The sequence below is a fragment of the Amycolatopsis balhimycina FH 1894 genome, from assembly GCF_000384295.1.
GTDB lineage: Bacteria > Actinomycetota > Actinomycetes > Mycobacteriales > Pseudonocardiaceae > Amycolatopsis > Amycolatopsis balhimycina.
Genome location: NZ_KB913037.1, coordinates 5,434,606 through 5,459,332, shown reverse-complemented (window position 1 = coordinate 5,459,332; position 24,727 = coordinate 5,434,606). Strand labels below are relative to the sequence as shown.

General features: G+C 71.1%; 27 protein-coding genes. 11 read left to right on the top strand and 16 right to left on the bottom strand.

The annotated features are described in order from the left end of the window. The first annotated feature begins 70 nt into the window (after positions 1-70). On the top strand, positions 71-1,363 hold the full coding sequence (locus A3CE_RS0124540; RefSeq protein ID WP_020642766.1) for an aspartate aminotransferase family protein: 1,293 nt from the start codon (positions 71-73) through the stop codon (positions 1,361-1,363). 160 nt (positions 1,364-1,523) lie between these two features. On the opposite strand, the gene A3CE_RS0124535 is transcribed toward A3CE_RS0124540, so the two are convergent. The 4 genes from A3CE_RS0124535 to A3CE_RS0124520 are packed head-to-tail and all read right to left on the bottom strand — an operon-like array spanning position 1,524 to position 4,741. Next, positions 1,524-2,429 carry a haloalkane dehalogenase gene (locus tag A3CE_RS0124535; RefSeq protein ID WP_185839852.1) on the bottom strand — a complete coding sequence of 302 codons (906 nt, stop codon included), beginning with the start codon at positions 2,427-2,429 and terminating at the stop codon, positions 1,524-1,526. Between the two features lie 39 nt (positions 2,430-2,468). Further along, positions 2,469-2,921: a DUF350 domain-containing protein gene (locus tag A3CE_RS0124530; protein WP_020642764.1), complete on the bottom strand. Its 453-nt coding sequence runs from the start codon at positions 2,919-2,921 to the stop codon at positions 2,469-2,471. A gap of 44 nt (positions 2,922-2,965) precedes the next feature. Continuing rightward, complete coding sequence (locus A3CE_RS0124525; protein ID WP_020642763.1) at positions 2,966-4,132, bottom strand: glutathionylspermidine synthase family protein; 1,167 nt, start codon at positions 4,130-4,132, stop codon at positions 2,966-2,968. Continuing rightward, positions 4,133-4,741 carry a hypothetical protein gene (locus tag A3CE_RS0124520; protein ID WP_020642762.1) on the bottom strand — a complete coding sequence of 203 codons (609 nt, stop codon included), beginning with the start codon at positions 4,739-4,741 and terminating at the stop codon, positions 4,133-4,135. A gap of 94 nt (positions 4,742-4,835) precedes the next feature. Between A3CE_RS0124520 and A3CE_RS0124515 the strand changes: the two genes are divergently transcribed. The 3 genes from A3CE_RS0124515 to A3CE_RS0124505 all read left to right on the top strand — a co-directional run bounded on the left by A3CE_RS0124515 (position 4,836) and on the right by A3CE_RS0124505 (position 6,823). Further along, the gene (locus tag A3CE_RS0124515; RefSeq protein ID WP_020642761.1) at positions 4,836-5,864 is read left to right on the top strand and encodes a septum formation family protein; all 1,029 of its coding nucleotides are present in this window, start codon (positions 4,836-4,838) and stop codon (positions 5,862-5,864) included. Beyond that, positions 5,864-6,214 carry a metallopeptidase family protein gene (locus A3CE_RS0124510; protein ID WP_020642760.1) on the top strand — a complete coding sequence of 117 codons (351 nt, stop codon included), beginning with the start codon at positions 5,864-5,866 and terminating at the stop codon, positions 6,212-6,214. Before A3CE_RS0124515 ends, A3CE_RS0124510 begins: the two co-directional genes overlap by 1 nt. 132 nt (positions 6,215-6,346) lie before the next feature. After that, the gene (locus tag A3CE_RS0124505) at positions 6,347-6,823 is read left to right on the top strand and encodes a hypothetical protein (protein ID WP_020642759.1); all 477 of its coding nucleotides are present in this window, start codon (positions 6,347-6,349) and stop codon (positions 6,821-6,823) included. Here A3CE_RS0124505 and A3CE_RS0124500 read toward each other — a convergent pair. The 3 genes from A3CE_RS0124500 to pheA form a co-directional block, all read right to left on the bottom strand. Further along, positions 6,820-7,461 (bottom strand): DUF4232 domain-containing protein, encoded by a 642-nt coding sequence (locus A3CE_RS0124500; RefSeq protein ID WP_043791042.1) that lies wholly within the window; start codon positions 7,459-7,461, stop codon positions 6,820-6,822. The genes A3CE_RS0124505 and A3CE_RS0124500 overlap by 4 nt on opposite strands. A 123-nt stretch (positions 7,462-7,584) precedes the next feature. Next, on the bottom strand, positions 7,585-8,202 hold the full coding sequence (locus A3CE_RS0124495; RefSeq protein WP_020642756.1) for a histidine phosphatase family protein: 618 nt from the start codon (positions 8,200-8,202) through the stop codon (positions 7,585-7,587). Further along, complete coding sequence (gene pheA, locus A3CE_RS0124490) at positions 8,199-9,107, bottom strand: prephenate dehydratase (protein ID WP_020642755.1); 909 nt, start codon at positions 9,105-9,107, stop codon at positions 8,199-8,201. Before pheA ends, A3CE_RS0124495 begins: the two co-directional genes overlap by 4 nt. A gap of 98 nt (positions 9,108-9,205) precedes the next feature. Here pheA and A3CE_RS0124485 point away from each other — a divergent pair, with 98 nt between their 5' ends. The 3 genes from A3CE_RS0124485 (at position 9,206) to A3CE_RS57455 (ending at position 11,270) form a co-directional block, all read left to right on the top strand. Continuing rightward, positions 9,206-9,823 (top strand): macro domain-containing protein, encoded by a 618-nt coding sequence (locus A3CE_RS0124485; protein WP_020642754.1) that lies wholly within the window; start codon positions 9,206-9,208, stop codon positions 9,821-9,823. A 115-nt stretch (positions 9,824-9,938) separates the two neighbouring features. Further along, positions 9,939-10,871 carry a type I pantothenate kinase gene (gene coaA, locus A3CE_RS0124480; RefSeq protein ID WP_020642753.1) on the top strand — a complete coding sequence of 311 codons (933 nt, stop codon included), beginning with the start codon at positions 9,939-9,941 and terminating at the stop codon, positions 10,869-10,871. Positions 10,872-11,099: 228 nt separating this feature from the next. Continuing rightward, on the top strand, positions 11,100-11,270 hold the full coding sequence (locus A3CE_RS57455; protein WP_020642752.1) for a hypothetical protein: 171 nt from the start codon (positions 11,100-11,102) through the stop codon (positions 11,268-11,270). 3 nt (positions 11,271-11,273) lie between these two features. On the opposite strand, the gene A3CE_RS0124470 is transcribed toward A3CE_RS57455, so the two are convergent. From A3CE_RS0124470 to A3CE_RS0124460, 3 genes are all read right to left on the bottom strand, one after another. Then, entirely contained in the window at positions 11,274-12,791 is a 1,518-nt protein-coding gene (locus A3CE_RS0124470; protein ID WP_020642751.1) for a hypothetical protein, read from the bottom strand. 249 nt (positions 12,792-13,040) lie between these two features. Continuing rightward, the gene (locus tag A3CE_RS0124465; RefSeq protein ID WP_342668231.1) at positions 13,041-14,429 is read right to left on the bottom strand and encodes a DUF6880 family protein; all 1,389 of its coding nucleotides are present in this window, start codon (positions 14,427-14,429) and stop codon (positions 13,041-13,043) included. A gap of 88 nt (positions 14,430-14,517) precedes the next feature. Beyond that, positions 14,518-15,438, bottom strand: a complete 921-nt coding sequence (locus A3CE_RS0124460; protein ID WP_020642749.1) for a nitrate- and nitrite sensing domain-containing protein — start codon at positions 15,436-15,438, stop codon at positions 14,518-14,520. 134 nt (positions 15,439-15,572) lie between these two features. On the opposite strand from A3CE_RS0124460, the gene A3CE_RS0124455 reads away from it, so the two are divergent. Next, a complete protein-coding gene (locus A3CE_RS0124455) occupies positions 15,573-15,890 on the top strand; it encodes a nucleotide pyrophosphohydrolase (RefSeq protein ID WP_026468812.1) in 318 nt (105 codons plus the stop codon). On the opposite strand, the gene A3CE_RS0124450 is transcribed toward A3CE_RS0124455, so the two are convergent. Genes A3CE_RS0124450 through A3CE_RS0124440 form a run of 3 tightly spaced genes read right to left on the bottom strand, consistent with a single transcriptional unit; the run spans position 15,887 to position 17,896 of the window. Beyond that, positions 15,887-16,225 carry a DUF3024 domain-containing protein gene (locus A3CE_RS0124450; protein WP_020642747.1) on the bottom strand — a complete coding sequence of 113 codons (339 nt, stop codon included), beginning with the start codon at positions 16,223-16,225 and terminating at the stop codon, positions 15,887-15,889. The two genes, A3CE_RS0124455 and A3CE_RS0124450, sit on opposite strands and share 4 nt — an antisense overlap. A 24-nt stretch (positions 16,226-16,249) precedes the next feature. Then, on the bottom strand, positions 16,250-16,453 hold the full coding sequence (locus tag A3CE_RS0124445; protein WP_020642746.1) for a hypothetical protein: 204 nt from the start codon (positions 16,451-16,453) through the stop codon (positions 16,250-16,252). Between the two features lie 60 nt (positions 16,454-16,513). After that, positions 16,514-17,896, bottom strand: coding sequence for an exonuclease domain-containing protein (locus A3CE_RS0124440; RefSeq protein ID WP_020642745.1), 1,383 nt, complete (start codon positions 17,894-17,896; stop codon positions 16,514-16,516). 194 nt (positions 17,897-18,090) lie between these two features. On the opposite strand from A3CE_RS0124440, the gene A3CE_RS0124435 reads away from it, so the two are divergent. Then, positions 18,091-18,885: an excalibur calcium-binding domain-containing protein gene (locus A3CE_RS0124435; RefSeq protein ID WP_020642744.1), complete on the top strand. Its 795-nt coding sequence runs from the start codon at positions 18,091-18,093 to the stop codon at positions 18,883-18,885. A gap of 14 nt (positions 18,886-18,899) precedes the next feature. Continuing rightward, positions 18,900-21,188, top strand: a complete 2,289-nt coding sequence (locus A3CE_RS0124430) for a helicase-associated domain-containing protein (RefSeq protein ID WP_020642743.1) — start codon at positions 18,900-18,902, stop codon at positions 21,186-21,188. On the opposite strand, the gene A3CE_RS0124425 is transcribed toward A3CE_RS0124430, so the two are convergent. Together A3CE_RS0124425 and A3CE_RS0124420 are read right to left on the bottom strand one after the other, a co-directional pair. Continuing rightward, positions 21,158-21,808 carry a class F sortase gene (locus A3CE_RS0124425; RefSeq protein WP_020642742.1) on the bottom strand — a complete coding sequence of 217 codons (651 nt, stop codon included), beginning with the start codon at positions 21,806-21,808 and terminating at the stop codon, positions 21,158-21,160. The two genes, A3CE_RS0124430 and A3CE_RS0124425, sit on opposite strands and share 31 nt — an antisense overlap. After that, a complete protein-coding gene (locus A3CE_RS0124420) occupies positions 21,805-22,287 on the bottom strand; it encodes an excalibur calcium-binding domain-containing protein (RefSeq protein WP_020642741.1) in 483 nt (160 codons plus the stop codon). The genes A3CE_RS0124425 and A3CE_RS0124420 overlap by 4 nt, the downstream gene beginning before the upstream one ends. 284 nt (positions 22,288-22,571) lie before the next feature. On the opposite strand from A3CE_RS0124420, the gene A3CE_RS0124415 reads away from it, so the two are divergent. Next, complete coding sequence (locus A3CE_RS0124415) at positions 22,572-23,198, top strand: response regulator (protein WP_020642740.1); 627 nt, start codon at positions 22,572-22,574, stop codon at positions 23,196-23,198. Positions 23,199-23,419: 221 nt separating this feature from the next. Here the strand turns inward: A3CE_RS0124415 and A3CE_RS51605 are convergent, their stop codons facing one another. Then, complete coding sequence (locus A3CE_RS51605) at positions 23,420-24,670, bottom strand: GAF domain-containing sensor histidine kinase (protein ID WP_020642739.1); 1,251 nt, start codon at positions 24,668-24,670, stop codon at positions 23,420-23,422. Positions 24,671-24,727: the final 57 nt, after the last annotated feature.

Sequence of the window (24,727 nt, the reverse complement as noted above, 5' to 3'; positions counted from 1 at the left end):
CAGTCTGATCGTTGAAGCGCTGTTCACGGCATCCCCATACTCCTTGGAGACTCGCAGAGGAGGCGTCCGAATGACCGACGAGCTGCTGGCCCGCCACCGCGCCGTGATGCCGAGCTGGATGTCCTTGCTCTACGAAGAGCCGATCGAGATCGTGCACGCGCACGACCGCCGGATGACGGACGCGCAGGGCCGCACCTACCTGGACTTCTTCGCTGGGGTGCTGACCAACTCGATGGGCTACGACGTCGCCGAGATCGGCGACGCGGTCCGCAAGCAGCTCGACACGGGCATCCTGCACACCTCGACGCTGTACCTGATCCGGTCGCAGGTCGAGCTGGCGGAGCGGATCGCGAAGCTGTCCGGCATCCCGGACGCGAAGGTGTTCTTCACGAACTCCGGCAGCGAAGCCAACGACACGGCGCTGATGCTCGCGACGCAGTTCCGGCGCAGCAACCAGGTGCTGGCGATGCGGAACTCCTACCACGGCCGTTCGTTCGGGACGGTCGCGATCACCGGCAACCGCGGCTGGTCGGCGTCGGCACTGAGCCCGGTCAAGGTCAGCTACGTCCACGGTGGCTACCGGTATCGCAGCCCGTTCCGGGACATGTCGGACGCGGACTACATCGACGCCTGTGTCGCGGACCTGGTCGACGTGCTGGCCACGGCCACCGCGGGCGACGTGGCGTGCCTGATCGCCGAGCCGATCCAGGGCGTCGGCGGGTTCAGCCTCCCGCCGGACGGCCTGTTCCGGGCCATGAAGGAGGTGCTCGACGAGTACGGGGTGCTGTTCATCTCGGACGAGGTCCAGACCGGCTGGGGCCGCACGGGCGAGCACTTCTGGGGCATCGAGGCCCACGGCGTGACGCCGGACATGATGACGTTCGCGAAGGGCCTGGGCAACGGCCTCGCGGTCGGTGGCGTCGTGGCGCGCGGAGACGTGCTGGACTGTTTCCAGGCGCAGTCGTTCTCGACGTTCGGCGGCAACCCGGTGTCGATGGCGGGCGCGACGGCGGTGCTGGACTACATCAAGGACCACGACCTGCAGGCGAACTGCGCGGCCCGGGGCGCGCAACTGCTGTCGGGACTGCGTGCTTTCGACTGCCCGCTGGTCGCCGAGGTGCGCGGCAAGGGGCTGATGATCGGGGTGGAGCTGATCAAGCCGGGGACAACCACGCCGAATGTCGCGGCGGCGGCGCGGATGCTGGAGGAGACGAAGAAGCGCGGGCTGCTGATCGGCAAGGGCGGGTTGCACGGCAACGTGCTGCGCCTGGGCCCGCCGATGACGCTCACCGCGGACGAAGCCCAGGAGGGCCTGGACATCCTGGTGGACTCCCTGACGGCGACGCACGCGGCTTTGTCCTGAGCAGCCCCCGATTCCACGCTGGCGAGGGGTACCGACAGTCCTGAACTGCGAAAAGCCGTGAATGGCACATTGAGGGACTTAGAGTCCCTCAATGTGCCATTCACGGCTTTGGCGGGCAAAACTGTCGGTGCCCTCCGCCAGCGTGGAAAACGGGGGCAGCTCAGCCCCGCACGAACCGCGCCACGTGCTCGGCCAGCTCCTCGCCCGCGTCCTCCTGCAGGAAGTGGCCGGCTCCCGCGATCACCGGGTGCTCCAGTCCCTGCGCCCCGCGCATCGCGCGCTTCAGCACCGGCGCCATTCCGCCCGTGATCGGGTCGCTGTCGGAGAACGCCACCAGGAACGGCAGGTCCAGCTCGGTCAACGTCTTCCACGCGGCTCGGTTGGCCGACGACGCCGGGTCGTCCGGCCGGTACGGCACCAGCGAAGGCATCGACCGCGGGCCGGCTTTGTACATCTCGTTCGGGAACGGCGCGTCGTACGCGGCGCGCTCGGCGTCCGACAGCGAAGAGGCGCAGCCCGACTGGACGAACCGTCCGATGTCCAGCACCGGCGCCTTCTTCACCGCCTCACGGAACGCGTGCCACGCCGCGGGCATGTCGACGTCGCCGGTCGGCAGGCCCGTGTTCGCCGCGACCACGCGCGAGAACCGGGACGGCTCCGCGGCGACCATGCGCAGCCCGATCAGGCCGCCCCAGTCCTGGCCGACCAGCGTCACGTCCCGCAGGTCCAAGGCGTCGAACGCGAAGCCGCGCATCCATTCGACGTGCCGGGCGTAGGTGTGGTCCGCCAGGTCGCCCGGCTTGTCCGACCGGCCGAAGCCGACCAGGTCCGGCGCGATCGCGCGCAGCCCCGCCGAGGCCAGCACCGGCAGCATCTTCCGGTACAGGAACGACCAGCTGGGTTCGCCGTGCAGCAGGAGCACCGGTGGCCCGTCGGACGGCCCGGCCTCCACGTATCCCACTCTGATCACGCCGCCGTGGGGGTCGGCGAGTTCGGCGTACCGAGGCTCGAAGGGGAAGTCGGGCAGGTCCGTGAACCGGTCGTCCGGTGTCCTCAGCAGGCGCACGGAACCCACGCTAGTGCGAACGGATGAGCGGGGCCACGCTCAGGAAATGCCGACCGCCACCACGAGGCCCAGGCCGAGGTGCGCCGCCGCGACGACGACGCTCACCGGCGCGAATTCCTCGCTCTCGATGGTCGAGGCGACGTCGATGCGGGTCGCCCACTCCAGCAGCCGCACCGCGACGACCTGGACGACGATCCCGATCAGGCCGTAGACGAGCGACGTGATCAGGCCCTCGGTGAGGTCGCTCGCCGAGTTGAAGATCGCCACGACGACGATGAACGCCATCGAGAGCATCCCGGACGCGGTCACGATCACCGCGTTCGGCAGGCCCGCGTGCACCAGCTTCGACAGCTTGCCGGGCGTGGTCCAGTCGATCGCGTAGAACCCGGCGAACATCAGCAGCAGTCCGACGACGCCGTACAGCAGGATCGCGCCGATCCCCCGTACGAGGTCGGAGCCGAACGTGTCGGACAGCGCAAGGGTCGAGGTCACGAGTTTCTCCCAGGTGGAAAGAGCTGATCAGCGCAGGTGTTGTATCACGCTTCGGGGATGCGATGGGGGACGAAAGCGGCACCGTCGTCGGTGACCAGGCCGCCGGTCTCGCGGATGCCCAGCCCCGCCGCGCTGTCGCCGACGATCCACGCGCCGAGCGCCGGCCGGTAGCCGTCGAACTCGGGCAGCGGGTCGAACGCCTGGTAGACGAACCCTTCGGCGCCGTAGACGCCGTCGGTCTGGGTCTCGTACCCGGTCGCGACGATCTGCACGTTCGCGCCCTCGCGGCCCAGCTTCGGCTTGCGGACGTACTCCGTCAGCAGGCCAGGGTCGTCGGCGAAGGCGGGCAGCAGGTTCGGGTGGCCCGGGTAGTTCTCCCACAGGATCGCCAGCAGCGTCTTGTTGGAGAGGATCATCTTCCACAGCGGCTCGATCCACAGCGTCCGCGGCAGCGACTCGACGGCGTTGCGGCCGAACTCCTCGTCGACCACCCATTCCCACGGGTACAGCTTCAGCACGGTCGCCATCTGCGCCTCTTCGAGGTCGACGAACCGCTTGAGCACCGGGTCCCAGCCGATCTCCTCGATCGCCAGCCCGACCGTGTCGAGGCCGGCCTCGGCCGCGGTCTCCTGCAGGTACGCCGTGGTGACGTTGTCCTCGCCGGACGGATCCGCCGCCGACCAGGTGAAGTGCAGCTCGTTGGACGGCAGCTTGTCCCGCAGGAAAGACCACCGTTCGACGAGCTTTTCGTGGATCGAGTTCCACTGGTCGTCGTCCGGGAAGACGTCGGTCTTCCAGTGCCACTGCAGCAGCGACGCCTCCAGCAGCGTGGTCGGCGTGTCCGCGTTGTACTCCAGCAGCTTCGCCGGCGACTTGCCGTCGTAGCGCAGGTCGAACCGGCCGTAGACGTGCGGGTCCTGCCGCTTCCACGACTCGGCGATGTGCGGCCAGACCCACTCGGGGATGCCGAACCGCTGGTAGCCCTCGGTCGTCACGACGTTGTCGACGGCTTCGAGGCACATCGAGTGGAGCAGTTCGACGTCGGCCTCGAGCGAGAGGACCTCGTCCATGTCGAAGACGTAGTGCACCGACTCGTCCCAGTACGGCCGCACCCGGCCGCTGCTGTCGCGGGCCGGCGTGCCGTAGACGAGTCCCTGCTCTTCGACGGTCCGCTGCCAGTCACGCCGCGGCTCACGCCGGTCCCGGTACACCTACGATCCCCCGCTCTTGCCGCTGCCGCCGGTGCCCCCGGTGCCGCTGCTCTTGCCGCTGATGCCGAACCCGCCGCGCTGGACGGACTTGCCGGACTTCGTGTTGACGTTGCTGCGCGACGACGGCGGATCGTAGGAACCACCCGAGACGTGCTGCCCGATCGTGCCGCTGCCGCCGTAGTTGTAGCGGTAGCTGTTGAACCCGCCGCCCACGATCGGCAGGAACAGGAAGCCGCCGCTGACGTGGCCGCCGTGGGTCGTCACGTAGTTCTCGTCGCAGTTGTCGTCGTTCTGGACGACCCCGCTCGCGTCGGTGCAGACCGCCGTGACTTCGGTCGGCTTCGCGACCGAGTAGTACGTCGCGACCAGGCCGACGAGCCCGACCGTGACGCCGCTGCCGATCAGGATCTTGCGCCGCGTGGCCGCCTTGGCGTCGGCCTGGCGGGCCAGCTCCTCGTCGCGTTCCTCCTGGACGAGCGCCTGCCGGCGCGCGCGCTGCTCGGCGAGCGAGGGCTCGCGGGGTTGGGTGTTGGAGTCCTGGAACCTCATCGAACCGCGCTTCGGCGGCTCGGGGGGCGGCTGGTCCCCAGCGTTGTTGTCCTGCGTCATGTGCGCTCCGTAATCACCGGCCACCGCGAAACCGTGACCACCCTAACCACCCGGACCGCGCACGTCATGCGCGGCGCGGGCATCATGGACTGCGATGTCTCCCAGCGCCGATCGGTTCCCCGCCGCCACGCAGACCCTGCGCACCCGCGTCGTGATGGGCGGGATCTTCGCGGGCGCGCTCATCGCGCTCGCGCTCAGCGTCGTGTTCTCCTGGAGCGGCGGCATCACCGGCGGGGCCGGTGGTGGCGCCGGCCGGCTGTCGGCGGCCGCCCAAGAAGCGTTCCACTCGCCGCCCGGCAGCTGCCTGACCTGGGACAACCCGGACGCGAGCGACGCGCGCAAGGTCACCTGCACCCAGCCGCACCTGTTCGAGGTGACCACGCTGGTGGACATCGGCGCCCAGTTCCCCGAGGGCGCGCCGGTGCCGGCGCTGGACCAGTGGCAGCAGATCGCGCAGCAGAAGTGCACCGCGGACGTGAAGCCGTACCTCGGGCACCGGCTCGACCCGTACGGGAAGCTCACGACGAACCTGCTCCGCCCGACGCCATCGCAGTGGGACGACGGCGACCGCCAGCTGCGCTGCGGCCTGCAGTGGGCGGGCCCCGGCGGCAAGCTGCTGCCGACGACCGGGCCGGCGAAGGACCAGGACCAGTCGCTGGTCTTCGGGCCGGGCACCTGCCTGGCGCTGCTCGGCAAGGGCGTCGGCGACCCGATCGACTGCGCGAAACCGCACTCGTACGAGATCATCGCGACCCTCGACCTCAAGTCGAACTTCAAAGAGGGCTACCCGTCGCAGGACGACCAGAAGAAGTGGCTCGACACCGAGTGCACCAAGGCGGCCTCGGACTACACCGGCGGCGCCGACCTCGACGCGAAGCACCTGATCCTGACCTGGGACCTGCGCGAGCAGGAAAGCTGGGACGTCGGCTCGGCCAAGGTCAACTGCAAGGTGGCGGCGGCGCTGCCCGACAAGAGCGGCCTGCAGGCGGTGACCGGCAGCCTCAAGGCCGCGCCGGCGGGCACCGACGGCGGTCAGCCGCAGGACGGCGGCCCGCCTTCGGACGGGGGCGGCGGCCCGGCCTCGCCGAGCGCCACTCCACCGTCGACGAAGAAGAACGGCTGATGCCCGTCGAGATGAGCCGGGAGCGGTTCGAGGAACTGGTCTCGGAAGCCCTGGACGAGGTGCCGCCCGAGTTCGCGCGCGCGATGGACAACGTCGTCGTGCTCGTCGAGGAGTTCAACGACGAGGCGCCGGACATCCTCGGGCTCTACCACGGGATCGCGCTGACCGAGCGGACGTCGTCGTACGGCGGGGTGCTGCCGGACCGGATTTCGATCTACCGGCAGCCGATCCTGGCCATGTGCGAGGACGAAGACGAGGTCGTCGAGGAGGTCCTGATCACCGTCGTGCACGAGCTGGGCCACCACTTCGGCATCGACGACGCCCGGCTCCACGAGCTCGGCTGGGGCTGAACCGGCGCGGATCCCCCGCGGCCGCGGCGGTGCCCGCTCGGTGACAAATCGGACTCAGCCGCGGCGCTGAGGCACCACGATCCGGGATTGTGAGCTGAAATAGCTCCTCACCCAGGTGGTGAGGAGGCGGCTATGCGTAGCACCACGGGCACCGACACCGGTCCCGGCTTCGACGAGTCTCCGGCCGGCTCCGGCGAGGCCGTGACCAGGGCCCCGGCGCCGTCACGCCGGATGCTGGTGGTGGCCACGGTCGCCGGGTTCGTGCTGGGCACCGGCGTACTCGGCCTGCTCTGGGGACTGTCCGGGGTGCACGCCGGAGCGCTCGAAGACGCCGTCGCGGCGTGCCAGGCGCTCGACCGCGTCGGCGAGCTGCCCGACACGAGCCGCGACGCGCAGCCGTCGCTGACACCCAGCCTGACGTCGGAGCGGCTGCACCGGATGATGGCGGCGCGCGAGCTGTCCTCGGCCGCCGCCCAGGTCAACCCGAACTACCAGGAGCTGGCCGACCACATCGACGGTGTCAGCCGGATGGTGCTCAGCTTGCACTTCAACGACGTCTCCGGCCAGCGGCACCTCGTAAAGGCCAAGGAAATCTGCGCCCGCATTTAGGCGGGATGGACCGTCTTCACCGCGAGCTGGTTGCCCGGGATCTTCGTGCTCGCGCAGCCCGTGCCGTCGGACGCCACGAAGTTCGACGCGGTCTCCTGCGGCAGGTAGATCCGCAGGCCCTTCACCGGCGTCGGCTGGCAGGTGCCCGGGTCGAAGTTCTGCACGTTGACGAACTGGATGTCGGCGGCCGCGGTCTGGCCGGGGTTCAGCTTGACGGCGTTGCCCTTGGTGCCTTCGCGGAAGGCGTCCTTGCCGACCTGGTGCCCGTCCGCGCCTGCCACGTAGGACACCCCGGGGAACCCCTGCACGACGCAGGGCTTGGCGCTGGCGTTCTTGATGAGCAGCGGCCGGTAGACCGAGCCGGCACCGGCGTCACCCTGACCGAGCGAAAGCTGGACGTCTCCGGCCTTGCAGAGCCCGTTGTCCACGGGCTGGGCGACCGGCGGCGCGGCCGGCGGTGAGCTGCTCGGGCTCGACGTGGCCGTGGTGACCGTGGTGGCGGCCGGCGACTCCGAGGATGACGGCGCCGAGCTGTTCGCCGCGGGCGCGGTGCCCCCGCTGCCGCAGGCGGAAAGCGCGAGAACGCCCGCCGAGGCCGCGACGACCGGGAACAACCGTGAAAGCTTCGTCCGAACCATGACAATCGCCTCCCTGGTGTGGTGCTAATGGGTAGACGTACCGATCGCGGGCAGGTTGGTCAGCTTCGTAAATTCCCCACCAAACGTGTTCTAAACGTGACGAGATCACACTTTCGCGGGAGGTCAGAGCGGGGTGTCGACCCAGGTGAGGCAGCGCCACTGCCCGTCCGGGCGAGCGTGGAGCTCCACGAGCCCGGTGTTCGGGATCAGCGCCGCGTTGGCGACGTCCGCGTGGACGTTCGGGGCCAGCCATTCGGCGCTCAGCCGGATCGCGCCACCGTGGCTGACCAGGGCGATCACGCCGTCGGGGTCGGCCTGCTCGTGCTTGGCGCGCAGCCGGCCGACCGCGTCCAGCATCCGGGTGCGCACGCTCGTGCCGCTCTCGCCGCCGGGCAGCGACACCGTCAGCTCGCCGAGCGTCCAGCGCCGGACCGTGTCCATGTACGTCCGGATCGACGCGTGGTCGGTCGCCCCCTCCAGATCACCCGCGACGACCTCGTGCACCCCGTCGACGACCTGCACGTCCAGCGAGAACCGGGCCGCCAGCGGCGCCGCGGTCTGCTGGGCACGCGTCGCCTGCGACGCGTAGACCGCGACCACCGGCTCCTCCGCCAGCCGCGCCGCGAGGGTGTCGGCCTGCCGACGGCCGAGGTCGGTCAGCGGCGGACCGGGCAAGGCGGTGTCGAGCGCGCCACGGACGTTCCCGTCGGTCTGCCCGTGGCGGATGAGCAGCAGCCTCACGCCACGTCCCCCTTGCGGACCGCGTCCGCCCAGCCGGCCGCGTCGACGAAGTTCTCGTTGCCGAAACCGGGCTCGATCGTGGTCTGCGTCCCGTCGGCCCGCGGGTGCGAACCGAGGAACCGCAGGTTGCGGCAGTGCCGGCGCAACGCCGTCAGCGCGTCGAGGACCCGCGGCTCGGCCACGTGCCCCTCGAAGTCGATGAAGAAGCGGTACTCGCCGAAGTTGTTCCGCGTCGGCCGGGCGTCGAGCCGGGTCAGGTTGATCCCGCGGGTGGCCAGCTCGGTGAGCAGCTCGGCGAGCGTGCCGGTGCGGTTCGCGGCCGCGGCGACCACGGACGTCCGGTCGGCGCCGGTCGGCGCCGGCAGCTCGCCCGGCCGGCGGACCAGCAGGAACCGCGTCGCCGCGTCGGAGACGTCGGCGACCTCGGTGGCCAGGACCTCCAGGTCATAGTGCTCGACCGCGACCGGCGCGCAGACCGCGGCGTCGAAGTCGCCTTCGAGCACGCCGACCGCGGCGGCCGACGTCGACGACGACGCGACCGGGTGCGCGTGCGGCAGGTTCGCCTCGAGCCAGTCGCGGACCTGGGCGAGCGCGTGCGGGTGGCTGGCGACGGTCCGGATCTCCCCGCCGCCCCGCCGGGTCAGCACGCTGAAGTGGACCGGCAGGATCGCTTCGGCGACGGCCACCAGCGGGGTCGACTCGCTGAGCCCGTCGAGCGTGGCGGGCACCACGCCCTCGACCGAGTTTTCGATCGGGACGCACGCGGCGTCCGCCTCGCCCTTGCGGACGGCGGTCATCGCCAGCCGGACGGTCTCGACCGGAAGCAGTTCTTCGCCGGGGGCGAGCACCCGCGCGGCCTGTTCGGTGAAGGTCCCTCGGGGGCCGAAGTATGCGATCCGTGACACAGCACCCAGGCTACGGGGCCGCATCGTGGCGACTTTCACTCGGACAGCCGGTACTCGAACCGGTTACGCCGGGTGGCGTTTTTTGCGATGCTGGGTGCGTGACCGCCGATTCGGGCACACACACCGGTCGTGAAGGCGCCGGGACGTCCGGGCTCTCCCCGCGCACCCCGGAACTGGTGCTGTGCGCCGTCGATGAACCCCTCGCCGCCGCCTGGACGACCGCCGCGGAGTCGGTGCCCGGCCGGGTCCGCGTGCACCGCGGATCGGTCCTCGACATCGCCGCCCAGGCCGTGGTCAGCCCGGCCAACTCCTACGGCTGGATGCGCGGCGGCATCGACGCCGTCTACGCGCGGGCCTTCCCGGGTATCGAGCAGAGCGTCCGCAGCGCGGTCCTGGCCTTTCACGGCGGGGAGCTGCCGATCGGCCAGGCCGTGCTCGTCCCGACCGGCGAAGTGCAGCCGGCGTGGCTGATCAGCGCGCCGACCATGCGCGAGCCCGGTGAGGTGCTGCCCGCCGGCACCGTGCACCCCTACCTCGCCGCCCGCGCGGTCTTCCTGCAGTGGCGCGACGGACGGCTCGACCAGGGACCGGTGCGGGAGTTCGTCGACACGATTGCGATGCCGGGCCTGGGCACCGGGATCGGCGGGGTCGAACCCGCGACGTGCGCGCGACAGGTCGCGGCGGCCTGGGACGAGGTTTTTCGTCACTCTCGGTGATTTCCCGCGAATTTGGCGTGGACTACATCACAGCGCGTTCACCGGCCGTAAGCCCTACCGTTAATCACGCAGGTGAATCGTCCGCCAGTGCAGGCGACGGCCGGAGGAGTGTGCGATGACCCGGGTCCGCGAACTCAGCCCGTATGTCGAGCTGCACCGGGAACAATGGAAAGAACTACGCAGTTCGACGCCGCTGCCGCTGACCGCGGCCGAGCTGCTGCGGCTGCGCGGTCTCGGCGAGCAGGTCGACCTGGCCGAGGTCGCCGACGTCTACCTGCCGCTCTCCCGCCTGATCAACCTGCAGGTCGCCGCGCGCCAGCGCCTCTACGAAGCGACGACGACGTTCCTCGGCGACGACTCCCGCGGCACGAAGGTCCCGTTCGTGATCGGCATCGCCGGCAGCGTCGCGGTCGGCAAGTCGACCACCGCCCGCATCCTGCGCACCCTGCTCGCCCGCTGGCCGGACCACCCCCGCGTCGACCTGGTCACCACCGACGGCTTCCTGTACCCGCGCGCCGAGCTGATGCGACGCGGGATCATGCACCGCAAGGGCTTCCCGGAGAGCTACGACCGGCGCGCGCTGCTGCGGTTCGTCACGGAGGTCAAGTCGGGCGCCGAGCGCGTCGCCGCGCCGGTGTACTCGCACCTGGCCTACGACATCCTGCCCGGCCAGGAGCAGGTGGTGCAGCAGCCGGACATCCTCATCGTCGAGGGCCTGAACGTGCTCCAGCCGGGGCCGCGGCTGATGGTGTCCGACCTCTTCGACTTCTCGATCTACGTCGACGCGCACACCGACGACATCCAGCGCTGGTACGTCGAGCGGTTCCTGGAGCTGCGGCACACGGCGTTCGCGGATCCGGCGTCGCACTTCCACCACTTCGCCGGCCTGCCCGACGACGAGGCCCGCGCCGAAGCCCGGCACCTGTGGCGCTCGATCAACGAGCCGAACCTGATGGAGAACATCAAGCCGACCCGGCCGCGGGCGACGCTGGTGCTGCGCAAGGACTGCGACCACGCCATCAACCGGGTCCGCCTGCGCAAGCTCTGACCTGCTGGGCTGGTCACGCGGTCTGTCACCCACATGCCGCGCGTTCCCACGCTGAGCGAACGCGCGACCACGATTCGTCGAGGACTCGCGACTCTCCGCGCCGGAATCCGGCCGTTCGGCCGAGGCGCGGCGTTCAGGCGTAACCGGTTGGCCGATACCGGTGAGTGGGTGCGAAAGCGACCCTGAAGGAGTCAGGAAAACGGCTCTGAGCTGGGGAGGAGGCCCACGATGTTCACGATGATCCTCACGTGGGTCGGTGCGGTGCTCGGTTTGGCCTTGCTGATCGCGATGGCCGCCGGAACGTTCGTCGTCGACTTCGACGACCGGCTGCAGGAGCGCCGTCGCAAGGCTGTGACAAGCGGGGCTTCGCCCGCCGAACCGGCGGGCCCCCTCCCGTAAGCGTCAGAGCTCGGCCAGTGCCTCGACGTAGGCGTCGGCGTCGTATTCCAGCGTTTCCGCGTCCAGCAGGCTGTTTTCCAGCGCGTCGATCAGCTGCTCGAAGATCTCGTCGCGGTCCAGCTCGCCCTCCCGCAGGCGCTCGGCGGCCTGCCAGGCGTCGGCGGGCTCGTTGTCCCACAGCTGGTCGACGATCGTCGCGCGCAGGATCAGCCGCTGCTCGTCCTCGTCCTCGTCGGCCTCGGCGATGACCAGCGCGCGGCGCTGCTCGGGGTCGGTCGGGTCGAGGTCGACCTCTTCCTCGTCGATTTCCGTGGTCAGCGACGGCACGGCGAACATCCGGCGCTCCAGCGCGTCGGCCAGTTCGGTCGGCGACAGGTCGCCGACGTCGCCGAAGTAGCGCTCCAGCGGCGAGTCGTCTTCGTCGGTGTACTCGCTGAGGTAGTCGGCGACGGCCTCGTCGAGCGCGTCGACCGCGGTCTCGGACAGCCCGGCGCGCTCCGCCGTCCACTGCACCCAGGCCAGCACGACCGGCTCGACGGCGTCCTCGTGGTCGGCGTCGAGCTCGTACTCCTCGCCGAGCAGGCCCTCGAGGAACCGCGCGACCTTCTCCGGGCCGACGCGCAGCGGGTTCGCCGGGTCGGTGCGCACGCCGTGTTCGAGCAGCAGGGCACCGATCGCGCGGGCGGCATCGGCGTCCTCGCCGCTCGCCGCGCCTGCCGCAACGAACTGCTCGACAACGGCGGCCCGTTCGGTCTCGGACCACTCGGCCACCTCGGGCACGAGCGCGGGTTCCGGCAGCGCGCGGCACCAGGTGAGCGCGACGGCGTGGAAGCGCGCGTAGTCCTCGCTGACGTCGGCTTCGTCGAGGTGGTCGGTGGCGGCGAGGCCGTCCGCGATCAGGCGGTGCGCCTCGGCCGGGTCGACCGCCTCGAAGACGACCAGCTCCGGGTCCGCGTCGGCCTGCTCGCGCATCTCGGCTATGACATCTGCCGCCCCGTCGATCACGACGAGGTCCCGCACCCGGCCGCCCTCGGTGAAGTCGAGCAGCGCGAGCAGGCCGTACGCCTGGTCGCCGTGGGAGAAGACGCAGAGCAGGGACGACTCGTCGCCGTAGACGTCACCGGTCCGCAGGCACTCGCCGGCGGTGGCCCGGCCCAGGCCGTCCGCCCAGGACGGCTCCGGGATGCCGCGGCCGAGGACGACCTGCAGGCCGGCTTCGGCGGCCTTGCGTTCGACGTCGGTCTCCGCGACGACCTTCAGCGCGGCCAGCAGCGCGGCGGCGCCGGGCGTGATCTTGCGCTGCGCGAAGGCGATGAGTTCGAGGCTCAGCGGCTCGTCGCCGTCCTCGACGGGCAGCTCGCGGAACTGGCCGAGCACCTCGGAAGCGAGCAGCTCGACGTCGACCGGCGAGGGGTCCGCGCCCAGCGTCGAGAAGTCGTTCAGGACGTCCTTGAACAGGCCGGTCACGCTGTGGGTGACGGGCTGCGGAGGCTTCTTGCGGGCGCGACTGACCGGGCTCATGGCTTCATGTTTTCACCTCACCAACTTCTTGCGGGGGTCCGGGTGGCGAAGCCCCCGGCCCGGGGCGAAGCCCCGGTTGTCACCGGCCGGTCGCGGTGGCCCTGGCGCGAGGTCCCGCCGCGGGCTCGACGGGGAGGCGCCGAGCCGGACGACGGAACAGGGCCACCGCGACGTCGCTGGCCAGAGCGGCGTCACCGCCTCGCCGTGCTCACGGTGTCCCGGTGCACGTGTAACACCGGTCCACCTTCGTCAACGAGGGGCGCGGTGCGAGGTTACGGCTTTCGGCATGGCGATCCGCGCGGTCCGGATTTCCGTGATCAAGCGGGTTTTCCGGCGGTGGGTTTCCACCAGCGCGGCGAGGTACGCGGCGAATTCCTCCGGGGTTTCGGCACGCTTGTGCAAGGTGCGCAACAGCTTCAGCCGCCGGGCGGCCTCCTGGTAGGCCTGCGGGTCCTTGCGTTCGATGAGTTCGTCGACGTGCTCGCGGAAGACCGGGATCGTCTCGGCCGGGTGCTCGGCCGCACGCTGCTCGGCCAGCTCCAGCTTGAGTTCCGGGGACGCCCCGAACCGGACACAGGCGCGCCAAGCTTCGTCGGGACGGCCGTCGTCGAGCAGGACGCGAGCCAGCTCGTCGGCCTGTTCCGGGCGGTCGGCGGCCAGTTCTCGCAGCCGGGTCAGGGCAGCCCGGCGCTGCGCCGTCCACTTCCCGTCGGCCGTCGCGGCCTCGCGCAGCGCGGCATACGTCTCACGGCCCGGCTTGGCGTCGAAGTCCTTGCGACGGCGAGACGTCTCGTCGCTGTAACTACCGGGGTTTCGCCCCGGGCCGGGGGCTCCGCCACCCGGACCCCCGAAAGACTTGAGTGGTTCCGGTGCCGGCGGCTGCTTGTCGTGCGTGAGCGCGCGGGCGGCGTGCGCGATCGCCTCGCTGTGCCGCCCCGCGGCCCGCAGCACCCGGACGATCTTGAGGCTGACGTCCACCCGCGGCGGCTTGGCCGAGAGGATCGCGACGAGCTCGTCGACGTCGCCGACCACCTCGGCCAGCTGCTCCCGCAGCCGTTCGGCCACGTCATGGCGGTGCCCGGGCCCGCTCGCCGCCAGCACGTCGTCCACAGTGGACTTGATCCGCTTGAGCCCCGGTTCGCCCAGCGCCGTCGCGAACTCGGCGAGGTCGATGACCGGACGGCCGGGACCGTCGAACTCGACCTCGAGGATCCAGTCGGCCAGCTTCTCGGGGTCCGGCGGCCGGGCGGCGCACGCGCGGGCGTACAGCTCCACCGCGCGATCCAGCCGGTCGCCGAGGTCGCCGACGTGGTCACCGGACTGCTCCAGCACCTCGCTGATGTCGTCGACCGTGCGCCGGGCCAGCGGCGCCAGGTCGGCGCGGCTGCCGGCGTCGAGCATCCGCTGCAGCGTGTCGAGGACCGCGCCGACCTTCGCGGTGTACTCGACGTTCCCGTCGGTGACCGCGGCGTCCAGCAGCCGGTGCGCCTCGCTGACGTCACCGGATTGGGTGGCGGCGCGCAGTTCGAGCGAATGCCGCAACTCAGGGTCACGTTCGGCCTGGGCGTGCAGCAGGTCCGCCAGCGTCTCCGCGTCCAAGGTGCGCAGGTAGGGGCGAAGATCCGAGGGGGGACTCACGCGCACCAGTCTGCCCGAGGCCGTCCAGCACGCGTGTGGGCCAACCGCGTGCTCTTTTCGGAGTAGTCCGTGACGCTTCGTAGGCAGCTCATCGGCGGCGCAAGTCGTCGAGCACGGCTTTCAGCGGCCACGGGTCCGGCAGATGCGGTCGTCGTGACCGTGCGTGGCGAGGACGCGGGATGGCCGCGTGGACGGTCGGCACCATGATCGGGACGACCGGCACCGGCACGCGGGCCACGAGCCTCCGCACGACCACCAGGAGGAGCAGCGCGGACAGCAGGAGCGCGGAGCCGGCGGCGAGGGCGCCGCCGAGGGTGCGGCGCCCGTCGTCGAGGGTCAGCTGCACGGCGTACTGGCTCTGCTGCGCGTACAGCCGGCCGAGCTCACCGGAAACGGTGTAAGCGGCGCTACGCCACGTGGACTCGGCCACCGGCAGCGGTTCGGCGGCGGTGATCGCGTCCTCGGCGGCGGCCAGCCTGCTCCAGTCGGCGCTGCGCGTGAGCGACTCGTACGCCGTCCGGCCACTCTCGGTGAGCTGCGGCGCCACCCGGGCCAGTTCGGCCCGGTAGGCGGCGACGGCGGAGATGTACGAGCGCCGCGTCACGCTGTCCAGCCCGGTCAGGGCGAGGGAATCGGAGCGATCCATCCCTTCGGCGACGGAAAGCAGCTCGACGGCGATCGTCTGCTGGTAGGCGGATTCGGCGTTCGGCGCGCGGCGCGCGTAGTCGCGCAGGCCGGCGATGGCGGTGTCGATCCGCTGGGTGAAATTCGCGTACGCGGCGGACTGCCGGTCGGGCACGGCCATCGCCGCGCTCCGCTGGGCCTGCAACGCGACCACAGCCCGGGCGGTCCGATCGGCGGCGGCCGCCGTTTCCAGGGCGAGGTCACGCGTCCGAACCGCCTGGTGGACCAGGAAAACCGCGATCACGGCGGCCACGACGACGAGCGCGCCGCCGGGGATGAACGCGATGCCCAGCATGCGGCCGCGGACGGATCGCAGGTACTTCAAGACGTTCCCTTCCCAGCCTTGGGCCCCGCAAGCATCCCCGACGAAGTTAAACCTATTGAGTGAGAGATTTACCGGTCAACGCCAATCCGCCATACGGCGGATAGCGCAGGGTGACGACCGGGGACAATCAAGCCGTGACCTTCGACGACGTGACCCAGCGCCTCCGCGGCTTCGCGGCGGCCCGCGCCTGGGAGCCGTACCACACCCCGAAGAACCTCGTGATGGCGTTGTCCGGCGAAGTGGGCGAGCTGACCTCGCTGTTCCAGTGGCTCACACCGGAGGAGTCCGACGCGTGGCGCGAAGACCCGTCACTGGAGGCGAAGGTGCTCGACGAGATCGCGGACGTCACGTTGTACCTCCTGCAGCTGGCGGACCGCCTCGGCATCGACCTGCCCGCGGCCGCGCACGCGAAGATCGACCGCAACGAGCACCGCTTCCCACCGCCGGCCTAACCCCAGAAGACGCCGTTCGGGTTCCGGTCGATCTCGGCGAGCAAAGCCGGCGGCGTGCTCGCGACGGGCGCGTCCGGGTAGGACAGCCACCGCCCGTTCCGGTCGGCCCAGAGCACCGACCAGATCCCGAACTCGTCGAGCCGCAGCTGCGCGATCTTCTGTTCGGACCACTCGGGCCCCACCTCCGGCGACCACGGCGCCCGCCGTTCGACGATGGTGACCGCGCGGCCCCGGGTCCGGCACTCGACCCGGATCCGATCCTGAAGGTGCGCGGGGACGCGCTGCGCGCACCACCGTTCGATCTGCCGCAGCGCGAGCTCCGGAATTGCCGCCATACCGCCCAGTGAACCCGGTCCGCCTCAGCCGGGCCGCACGGGGTCGCCACCGAGCGCCACGAGCACGGCTTCGCAGGTCGCCTCGGGCATGACCACGTCGTGCCCGGTCCGCAGGCGAGTCTCCGCCATGGCGAGGGTGAGCGGCTGCGCTGTCTCGAACGTCTCGAAGAAGATGTCCCGCCAGCCGCCGCTCAGGCAGACGACCCGGTCGGTGTCGAGGTCGAGCACCCCGGGACGCCGTTCAGGTGGATCAGTCGTGGCACCGCACCGAAGGTACCGATACCCCGCTCACGACGGCGACGGCGTGGCGATCCACCAGCCGCCGAGCAGCGCACCGACGCCGAGCACGGCGAGGAAGATCCCGGCGGCCAGGGGCGTCCCGCCGAACATGGCCAGGACAACGACAAGCATCAGCAGCAGCCCGGCGCCCATCAGGATCCGCCCGCCGACGAGCCGTGCCCGGCGCTCGACCGGTGCCGGCTCGGCGGGCGGTCGTTCGAAGCCGAGCGCGACTGGCGCGACCCGGACGTCGAGCACGGCCGCGCCCAGTTCGGCGGCCCGGGCCAGCCGCGGCTCGTTCGCGGGCACGGACGCGTCGCTCACGAGGTGGGTGACGCTCGCGGTCAGCTTCTTGGCCAGCTGAACGCCTTCCACGAGGACACGTGCCCGCAGCTGGTCCGCTGCCGCCGTGGTGCCGAGCACCAGCACACGAGTGGGTTTCGCGCCGTCGGTGGGGTGCAGCTCACCGGCGTCGGCGACGCCGAGCGCGGTCGCCACCTGCCGCAGCTCACGCGCTTCCGCGGCGGTCACCACGCCGTCCCGTTCCGCGAGGGCGCGCAGAGCCGTCACGAGCTGCTCATGCGTCGACCGCACCTGCCCTTCGGACAACCCGGCCTCGCTCGCCGACGCGGCCAGGACCGCCACCTCGTCGTGAGACAGGTGCTGATCGGCGATGACCCCGGCGAGCAGGTCCAGGTAGGCGTCCGCGCCGCGGCCGGCGCCGATCCGCTCGACGGCCTCTGCCATCCACCCCGGCTCGGCCGGCCACGGCTCGGCGCGCGGGAGCAGCCTGCCTGCGGCGAACCGCGGCAGGCTGGGCAGCACCGGAGGCGCGGCGAACGTGAAGCCGTATCGCCCGAACATGCCGGTCACCAGCTGAGCGACGGTCCTCGCCCCGGACAACGCCGACTGCCCGGGCCGGGCGGGCAGTCCGAGGGCGTGGGCGACAGTGGCCAGGCGATAGTTGGGCAGCCGGACCACCGACTGCGCCGCCGTCAACGTCGAGACGCCTGGCAGCACGGGCATCCTGACGCCGAAGAGCCCGATCTCGTGGCCGAGGAAGGCCGCGGCGAAAGCCGGATCGTGCGCTGCGAGCACACTGCCGGCGCACAGGTCGAGCAGCGGTCCGAGCACGGCGTCGAACGACGGCGCGTCGTCGAGTTCGTCGCGCGTGATGCCGTGGACGAGGGCGGGACCGGCCGGCACCCCGGCCCCGGGGTTCACCAGCGTCGTCAGCTCACCGGCGATCGAGCCGTCGGCGTGGACCCGCACCGCGGCGAGCTCGACGACGCGCCCGGGGCGCAACCCGGTGGTCCGGATTTCCACGGCGGTGAAATCGATGCCGTGCGCAGGATGGCCGCCGGCGCCGAGCAGCGGGAGGGATTCGATCACGTCCGCAGGTCGTTTCCCCGCCAGGAGTCGTGACAGCTTTTCGTCGTGAACCGGTGGTTCGTGACGTGATCGTGACGGCAACATTCCGCCGGATAACGACTGATGGTCGATCACGCGCCGGCGCGTAACAACGGCGGGAGTTTTCCCGAGTACCCCCTCGGCACGTCGTGTTCGAGGGAACGGGGAATCCCGGTATGAAACGCTTTCCGAACTGGCTGAGGATCGTCTTGGCCGCGTTCGCGGTCCTGTTCGTGCTCGGCGCGATCTTCGGGAAGGCCCCGGATCCGAAGCCCGTCGACGCCGCGGCTCCGGCGTCCACCACACCCCCGTCCACCAGCACGACACCGCCCCCGGCTCCGACGCCTGCGGTCGTCACTTACACCGTCGGCAGCGTGACCGACGGTGCCACGTTCGTCGTCGCCGGCAGTGACGGCACCAGCAAGACCGTCCACGTCCTCGGCGTCGTCGCACCCCTCGTGAACAGCGGCTGCTACTGGCCGGAATCGCTGGGCTGGGCCACCACCACGCTTTCCGGCAAAGCGGTGAAACTCGGCGCGGAAACCGCGCAGGGCATCGCGGTCACACTGGCCGATGGTCAGGACTACGCGACTCTCGCGCTCCAAAAGGGTTATCTCAAGTACGCGGCACCTGCCGAGTTGCCCGGACTCGCGGCCGCCGAAACGGCAGGCAAGCAAACCGCCGGCGGGCTGTGGGGACCTCCCTGCAACGGCACCATCGACTCACCGGCGCCCACCCCGGTCCCGGCGCCGCCGACCACCAAAGCCGCCCCGCCGACCACCAAAGCGGTCCCGCCGCCGCCCCCGGTCGAGACCACAGAGGAAGCGCCGGCCCCGGAACCGGACCACAGCGCCTACTACGCGAACTGCTCCGCCGCGAAGGCCGCCGGCGCCGCACCGCTGTACCGCGGCGAACCGGGCTACCGTCCCGCGCTCGATCGTGATGGCGACGGCGTGGCCTGCGAGCGGTGATCTAATCTGGGCCGATGACCACCGCCGACGAACTGCTCGGCAGGCTCACCCGCCTGGACCGCGAAGGACTTGCGAAGATCCTCGCCCACCGTCCGGACGTGCTCGAGGAGCCGTGGCCGCGCCGGTTGGACGTCGTCGCCGCGCGGCTGGCCTCGCCCGAGTCCGTCAACGAAGCTCTGCTCCAGCTGCCCATGCCGCTGGTGCAGGTCCTGCGCGCCGTCCAGCTCTGTTACGCGCTGGGGCGGCGGCCGGCTCCCCTCGGCGAAGTCGCCCGGCTGCTCGGGACCACGACCGTTGAGTCCTTTGTAGACGAGCTCGCCGAGCGCGCCTTACTGTGGCGCGATGGCGACGACGTCGTCCTGCCGGAGTTGCTGCACCGCAACAGTTTCCAGCCCGAAGGTCTCGGGCAGCCGGTCGCGGACCTGCTCGGGGAGATCGGCACGCCCCGGCTGGCGAAGCTGTCGCGGACGCTCGGCCTGCCCGACGCGACCCGGAAGCCGGAGCTGCTGCTCGGGCTCGTGCGGTTCTTCCGCGACGGTGACCGCGTCCGGGAGCTCTTCGCCACCGCGTCCGAGGACACGCGCAAGCTGCTGCGGGACATGGCCGGCGGCGTTCCCGAGGTCGACGGCGTCGCCCCGGCTGGCTGGGCGTTCGACCACGGTTTCCTGTTCGAGACCTACTACGGCAGCGTCGCCATGCCGATCGAGGTGGCGCTCGCGCTGCGCGGCCCGGACCACCAGCTGCCGTTCACGCCCGAGGAACCCGCGTACACCGTCACGCACATCGGAACGGAAGCCGCCGAAGCCGCGTCGTCGGCCGCCGCGCTGCGGCTGCTCGATCGGGTGTCGGCGATCGTCGATCTGGCCACGGCGGAACCGTTTCCGCTGCTCAAGGACGGCACGATCGGAGTGCGGCTGGTCAAGAAGCTCGCCAAGGAGACCGGGGGCACGCCCGCGGAGATCGAGCTGGCGATCGACCTCGCGGCGCAGGCCGGGCTCCTGCTGGCCGACGAACCCGAACCGCCGCGCCGCGGCCGGAAGGCGGCACCGCCCACGCTCGGGCCGGACCCGGACCTCGCCCGGCCCGCTCCGGCGCTGCTGTACCGCCTGCTGCTGACGACGTGGTGGGACCCCGAGCCGCTGGAGTACGAAACCGACGTCGACGCGCTGGTGCGGCGGGCGGTCGTGCGGCTGCTGGCACGGCTCGATCCCGGCGACGCGATCACCGACGCCGACGCGCTGACCCGGCTCCTCGAGTGGCACGCGCCGATGCTGCCGACCGGCGACTTCGCCGGGCACCTGCGGGTCGCGCTCGCCGAGGCCGAACTGCTCGGCGTCATCGCGCACGGCGCGGTCACGGCGGCCGGGCGCGCGCTGCTCGTCCCGGACAAGCTCGTGGAAGTCAGCGACGAGCTCGTCTCCCGCGCGCGGACGACGGCGTTGTTCGGCACCGACCTGACGGCGATCGTCCCCGGCTCGCCCGACACCCGGCTCACCGCGCTGCTGGACCGCGTCGCCGACCGGGAGGCCCAGGGAACCGCGACGAGCTGGCGGTTCTCCCCGGCGTCCGTGCGGCGGGCGTTCGACCAGGGCGCCACCGCCGCCGAGCTGCTCGACGACCTGGGCGCGATCGCCGCGGGCGAGCTGCCGCAACCGCTGGTGTACCTGGTGAACGACGTCGCGCGGCGGCACGGTGAGGCGCAGGTGCTCGACGTCGCGAGCGTCGTCGTCGGCGAGCCCGCCCTGCTCGCCGAGCTCGCCGCGCACCGCAAGCTCGCCAAACTCGGCCTGCGCGCGGTGGCCCCGACCGTACTGACGTCCACAGTGGACGCTTCCGGCACGATGGAAGCGTTGCGCGGAGCGGGTTACGCGCCGACTCACCACGCCGCCGACGGCACCGTCGTGCTGCCCGCCCGTGACCAGGCCGCGCCGGCGACGACCGTCTACGACCCCGAACCCGGGGAACTGGCGGCCGATCCCGCCGAGCATGCCGCGCGGCTGCTCGCGGCCCCGGCGAGCGGGCCTGCCCTGCTGCGCGGCCAGCTCGCGCGGGCGATGAGCGATCGCTACGCGGGCCGCCTCACGCCGAAGCAGCAGCAGCTCTGCTGGCAGCTCGAAGCCGGGATCCCGGTCGACGTCGTGTACCACGAGGACGACGGCGAGCCCGTCCGGCTGGTGATCGCGTACCCCGAGCTCGACGGCGACGTCCTGGACGTCTGGTCGCTCGAAGACCGCGCCTACCGCAGGCTCGAGCTGGCGCGCATCGACCTGGCTCAGGCCTCGACCGCGGTCAGCCTCGCGTAGACGACGACGTTGTCGAGGTAGTTGCCGCTCGCCCGGTCGAACGCGCCGCCGCAGGTGATGAGCCGCAGTTCGGGATCCGGCGTGTCGCCGTACACCTGGTCCGTCGGGAACGTGGCCTTCGCGTAGCGGTCGACGCGGTAGACGGTGAAGACCGCGATCCGGCCGTCGGCGCGGCCGACCTTGGCCTGCTCGCCGGGCTGGAGCTCCTTCAGCCGGGAGAAGGCGCCGGGCACGTGCTTGTAGTCGACGTGCGCGGCCAGCACCGCCGGGCCGGCCTCGCCGGGCGACGGCGCGCCGGTGAACCAGCCGACCGTCGTGGCGTCGCCCGGGACCTCCAGCGCGCCGCCCGGCGTCAGCCCCAGGTCCTTGATCCCGTCGGCCCGGACGCCGATCGCCGGGATGGTCAGGGACGCCGGTTTCGCCGCGGGGAGGCCGGGGGCGGTCTCCTCCGCGGTGCCCGCGACGCTCGCGATGCCCTGGGTGCTCGGGGCGGCCGGGCTGGGCGGGGCGAGCGGCGCCGTCGCCGTCGGTGACAGGACGAGGACGAGTGCCACGGCCAGGACGACGCCGAGCGCGGCGGCGACCGCCGCGACCGCCGGCCACAGGCGCGGGTGCCTCAACTCGGGCGCCGGCGCAGGTAGAGCACCATGCCACCGGACGCCGCCGCGGCGAGCAGCGTTCCGCTGAGCACCAGGAAGCCGGGCACCTCGGGGTCCGGCTCACCGCCGCCGGTGGCCACGCCGCCGACCGGCTTCACCTTCACCTGGCCGCCCGTCGCGGGCTTCTTGGTGGTCGTCTTCGGCGCGGTGTGCGTTGTGGTGGCGGGCTTCTCGGACGTCGGCGTGGTCGTGCTCTGCTGCGGGCGGTGCGGGAGTTTTTCGCAGACAATGCCGTCCTTGTCGTTCCCGTCCAGGTGGTTGGGGTCGGACGGATCCCGGTCGTAAACGGCCTGTGCGTCTTCCTGGTACTTGAAGTCCGAGCAGTTCAGGTCGCCGACGAGGGGCGTCGCGAGCTGCGCCGAAGCGTGGGAAACGGGACCGAGGAAAGCGAACCCGGCCACGGCGGCGGCCGTGATCAGGGCACGACGGAACAAGGACAACGGAATTCCTTCCGAGCGGAATCGGGGCGATTGCGTGGTTACTATCGCGACCTCGGCGGGGTCGTTACGAACCATTCCGAAATTCCGGAAATGCCAGCGCTCCACCAAGAACGCCGCGTCCCGTGATTCTCTCCCGTTTCTGCGGTGACCTGCGGATTCGCCTGCCAGGAATGCGCGGCGGGCGAAATGTTACGGGGTTCGCGGTCACACCTTTGAGGTAATTCACGTGTGACGGTGACGACCGGCCGCCACCACGGGCTCCGCGCACCCCGTAACCTCGGGGTATGCCGATCCAGGTACTGCTCGTCGACGACCACGAACTGGTCCGCCGCGGGCTCCGCGACCTGCTCGGCGACGAGCCCGACATCGAGGTCGTCGCCGAGGCGAGCAGCGTCGAAGAGGCACTGGCGGTGGCGATGCACGTCGAGCCGGAGGTCGCGGTGGTCGACGTCCGCCTCGGCGACGGCGACGGCATCACGCTCTGCCGCGAGCTGCGGTCGAAGCCGAACCCGCCGGCCTGCCTGATGCTGACCGCGTTCGACGACGAGGAGGCGATGGTCGGCGCGATCATGGCCGGCGCCGCGGGCTACCTGCTGAAGCAGGTGCGGGGACAGGACGTGGTGAACGCGGTCCGCGAGGTCGCGGCGGGCCGGTCACTGCTGGACCCGGTGAGCACCGCGCGGGTGCTGGACAAGATGCGGCACCCGCCGACGGACGAGCTGGCGGCGCTCACCGAGCGCGAACGCGACGTGCTCGAACTGATCGGCCAGGGCCTGTCCAACCGCGAGATCGCCGAGCGGCTGTTCCTCGCCGAGAAGACGGTCAAGAACTACGTCACTTCCGTGCTGGCGAAGCTCGGCATGCAACGCCGGACGCAGGCGGCCGCCTGGATCGCGCGGCGCGAGAAGTAACCGCGCGGCCGGCCCGTCGCAATCCGCCGTTCGCTGCGTCCTGTTCCGCTTTCCGTCACGGTCCGCCACGTCGATCAGGGCTTTTTCCGGCAGAGATTCACTCGAACGTGAGTCGAATATATGTTCGATGAGCCGGTACGATCATGACGAGGGCGTGGAAGGGAGGCTGGATGACCCGAGAAGGTTAGGACGCGCAGGCTGGATCCGATCAGGAACAGCGGTCAGTCAAGAGGCAGGTCGAACGCGACGAGTGTGCCGAGGCTGGGTGAGGAGTTCAGGAAGAACTTCCCGCCCGCGGCGTCCGCGCGTTCGGCGAGATGACGCAGACCACGGGTGGCGACGCCTTGGGGAACGCCGGAACCGTTGTCCCGGACGCGGAGTTTCACGCCGCCGGAGTCCCTGGTCAGCGTCACACGGGTTTCGCTGGCGCCGGAGTGTCTGACCACATTGGACAGTGCTTCGCGCAGAGCGGCCCGGATGTGGTCGGCACGTTCCGCGGGGATGTCGGCGAACTCACCGGACAGCTCCAGGGTCGGCGGGTAGCCGAGTAGCTCGCCGGCGATGCGGACCTCGCCGCGCGCCGACTCGGCGAGGTCGGTGGTCGTGCCGGTGTCGTGGCGAGGCTCCGGTGACCGCAGCGCGCGCACGGTGCCGCGGATTTCCTCGATGGTCTGGTCGAGCTGGTCGATCGCGTCGGACAGCCGGACACCATCGGCTTGGGCGAACCGCTTGCGCATGTTGCGCCGGACCCGGTCGAGCTGCATACCGGCGCCGTAGAGCCGCTGGACGATGACGTCGTGGAGCTCACGCGCGATGCGCTCTCGCTCTTCGTAGAGAGCGACCCGGTGCCGGGCGTTGGCGCCCTCGGCAAGCGCGAGCACCACCCCGGCCTGCGCGGCAAAGGCGACGAGCATCTCGACGGTGCCGGCGGAGAAGGGCTCACGCCCCCGCTTCCGGTAGACGGTCAGCGCCCCGAGAACCCGCCCCCCGGACCCGAACGGCGCGGCGGCGAAGGGCCCATAGCCGTGAAGTTCGGCGGGAACGTAGGGCGCGGTGCGCGGATCGACGGTGAAGTCGTCACTGGCCACGGGCTCGCCACCCCGGGCAACCCGCCCGGCGGCGGAGTCCGAGGGAAGCGCGAGCCCCCGCAGCGTCTCACCGCTCCCACCTGCCGACACCGCGGCCGCAGAGTCGACCGGCTTCTCGCCGGCGGGGTCGTCACTGCTTGGATTGTCACTGCTTGGATCGTCACTGCTGGCTGCGGCTGAATAAGCCGTGGCGTAATGGGCGGCTTCGACCACCACGCGCCCGTCCTCGGCGCTCACCATCGCCAGCCCCAGGTCGGCGTCGGCGAGCTCGGCCGCCCTGGCGACGACCGTGTCCAGCACCGCGCCCGGGTCGTCGCCGGACAAGGCGGTGCTCGTGATCTCGGTGGCGGCGGACAGCGCCCGCGCGGCAAGCGTCGGATCCATGAGTTCCGTCATTATCGCGCGGCGCGGTGGCGGCGCGGCAAGGACGCTGGGGGAAAG

Excerpts from the sequence above, each read along its gene's own strand:
- A3CE_RS0124500 (WP_043791042.1), bottom strand. The coding sequence starts at position 7,461 with ATGGTTCGGACGAAGCTTTCACGGTTGTTCCCGGTCGTCGCGGCCTCG.
- A3CE_RS0124520 (WP_020642762.1), bottom strand. The coding sequence starts at position 4,741 with ATGACGCAGGACAACAACGCTGGGGACCAGCCGCCCCCCGAGCCGCCG.
- coaA (WP_020642753.1), top strand. The coding sequence starts at position 9,939 with ATGACCCGGGTCCGCGAACTCAGCCCGTATGTCGAGCTGCACCGGGAA.
- A3CE_RS0124515 (WP_020642761.1), top strand. The coding sequence starts at position 4,836 with ATGTCTCCCAGCGCCGATCGGTTCCCCGCCGCCACGCAGACCCTGCGC.
- A3CE_RS0124430 (WP_020642743.1), top strand. The coding sequence starts at position 18,900 with ATGACCACCGCCGACGAACTGCTCGGCAGGCTCACCCGCCTGGACCGC.
- A3CE_RS0124415 (WP_020642740.1), top strand. The coding sequence starts at position 22,572 with ATGCCGATCCAGGTACTGCTCGTCGACGACCACGAACTGGTCCGCCGC.
- A3CE_RS0124435 (WP_020642744.1), top strand. The coding sequence starts at position 18,091 with ATGAAACGCTTTCCGAACTGGCTGAGGATCGTCTTGGCCGCGTTCGCG.
- A3CE_RS51605 (WP_020642739.1), bottom strand. The coding sequence starts at position 24,670 with ATGGATCCGACGCTTGCCGCGCGGGCGCTGTCCGCCGCCACCGAGATC.
- A3CE_RS0124540 (WP_020642766.1), top strand. The coding sequence starts at position 71 with ATGACCGACGAGCTGCTGGCCCGCCACCGCGCCGTGATGCCGAGCTGG.
- A3CE_RS0124505 (WP_020642759.1), top strand. The coding sequence starts at position 6,347 with ATGCGTAGCACCACGGGCACCGACACCGGTCCCGGCTTCGACGAGTCT.
- A3CE_RS0124450 (WP_020642747.1), bottom strand. The coding sequence starts at position 16,225 with ATGGCGGCAATTCCGGAGCTCGCGCTGCGGCAGATCGAACGGTGGTGC.
- A3CE_RS0124510 (WP_020642760.1), top strand. The coding sequence starts at position 5,864 with ATGCCCGTCGAGATGAGCCGGGAGCGGTTCGAGGAACTGGTCTCGGAA.
- A3CE_RS0124470 (WP_020642751.1), bottom strand. The coding sequence starts at position 12,791 with ATGAGCCCGGTCAGTCGCGCCCGCAAGAAGCCTCCGCAGCCCGTCACC.
- A3CE_RS57455 (WP_020642752.1), top strand. The coding sequence starts at position 11,100 with ATGTTCACGATGATCCTCACGTGGGTCGGTGCGGTGCTCGGTTTGGCC.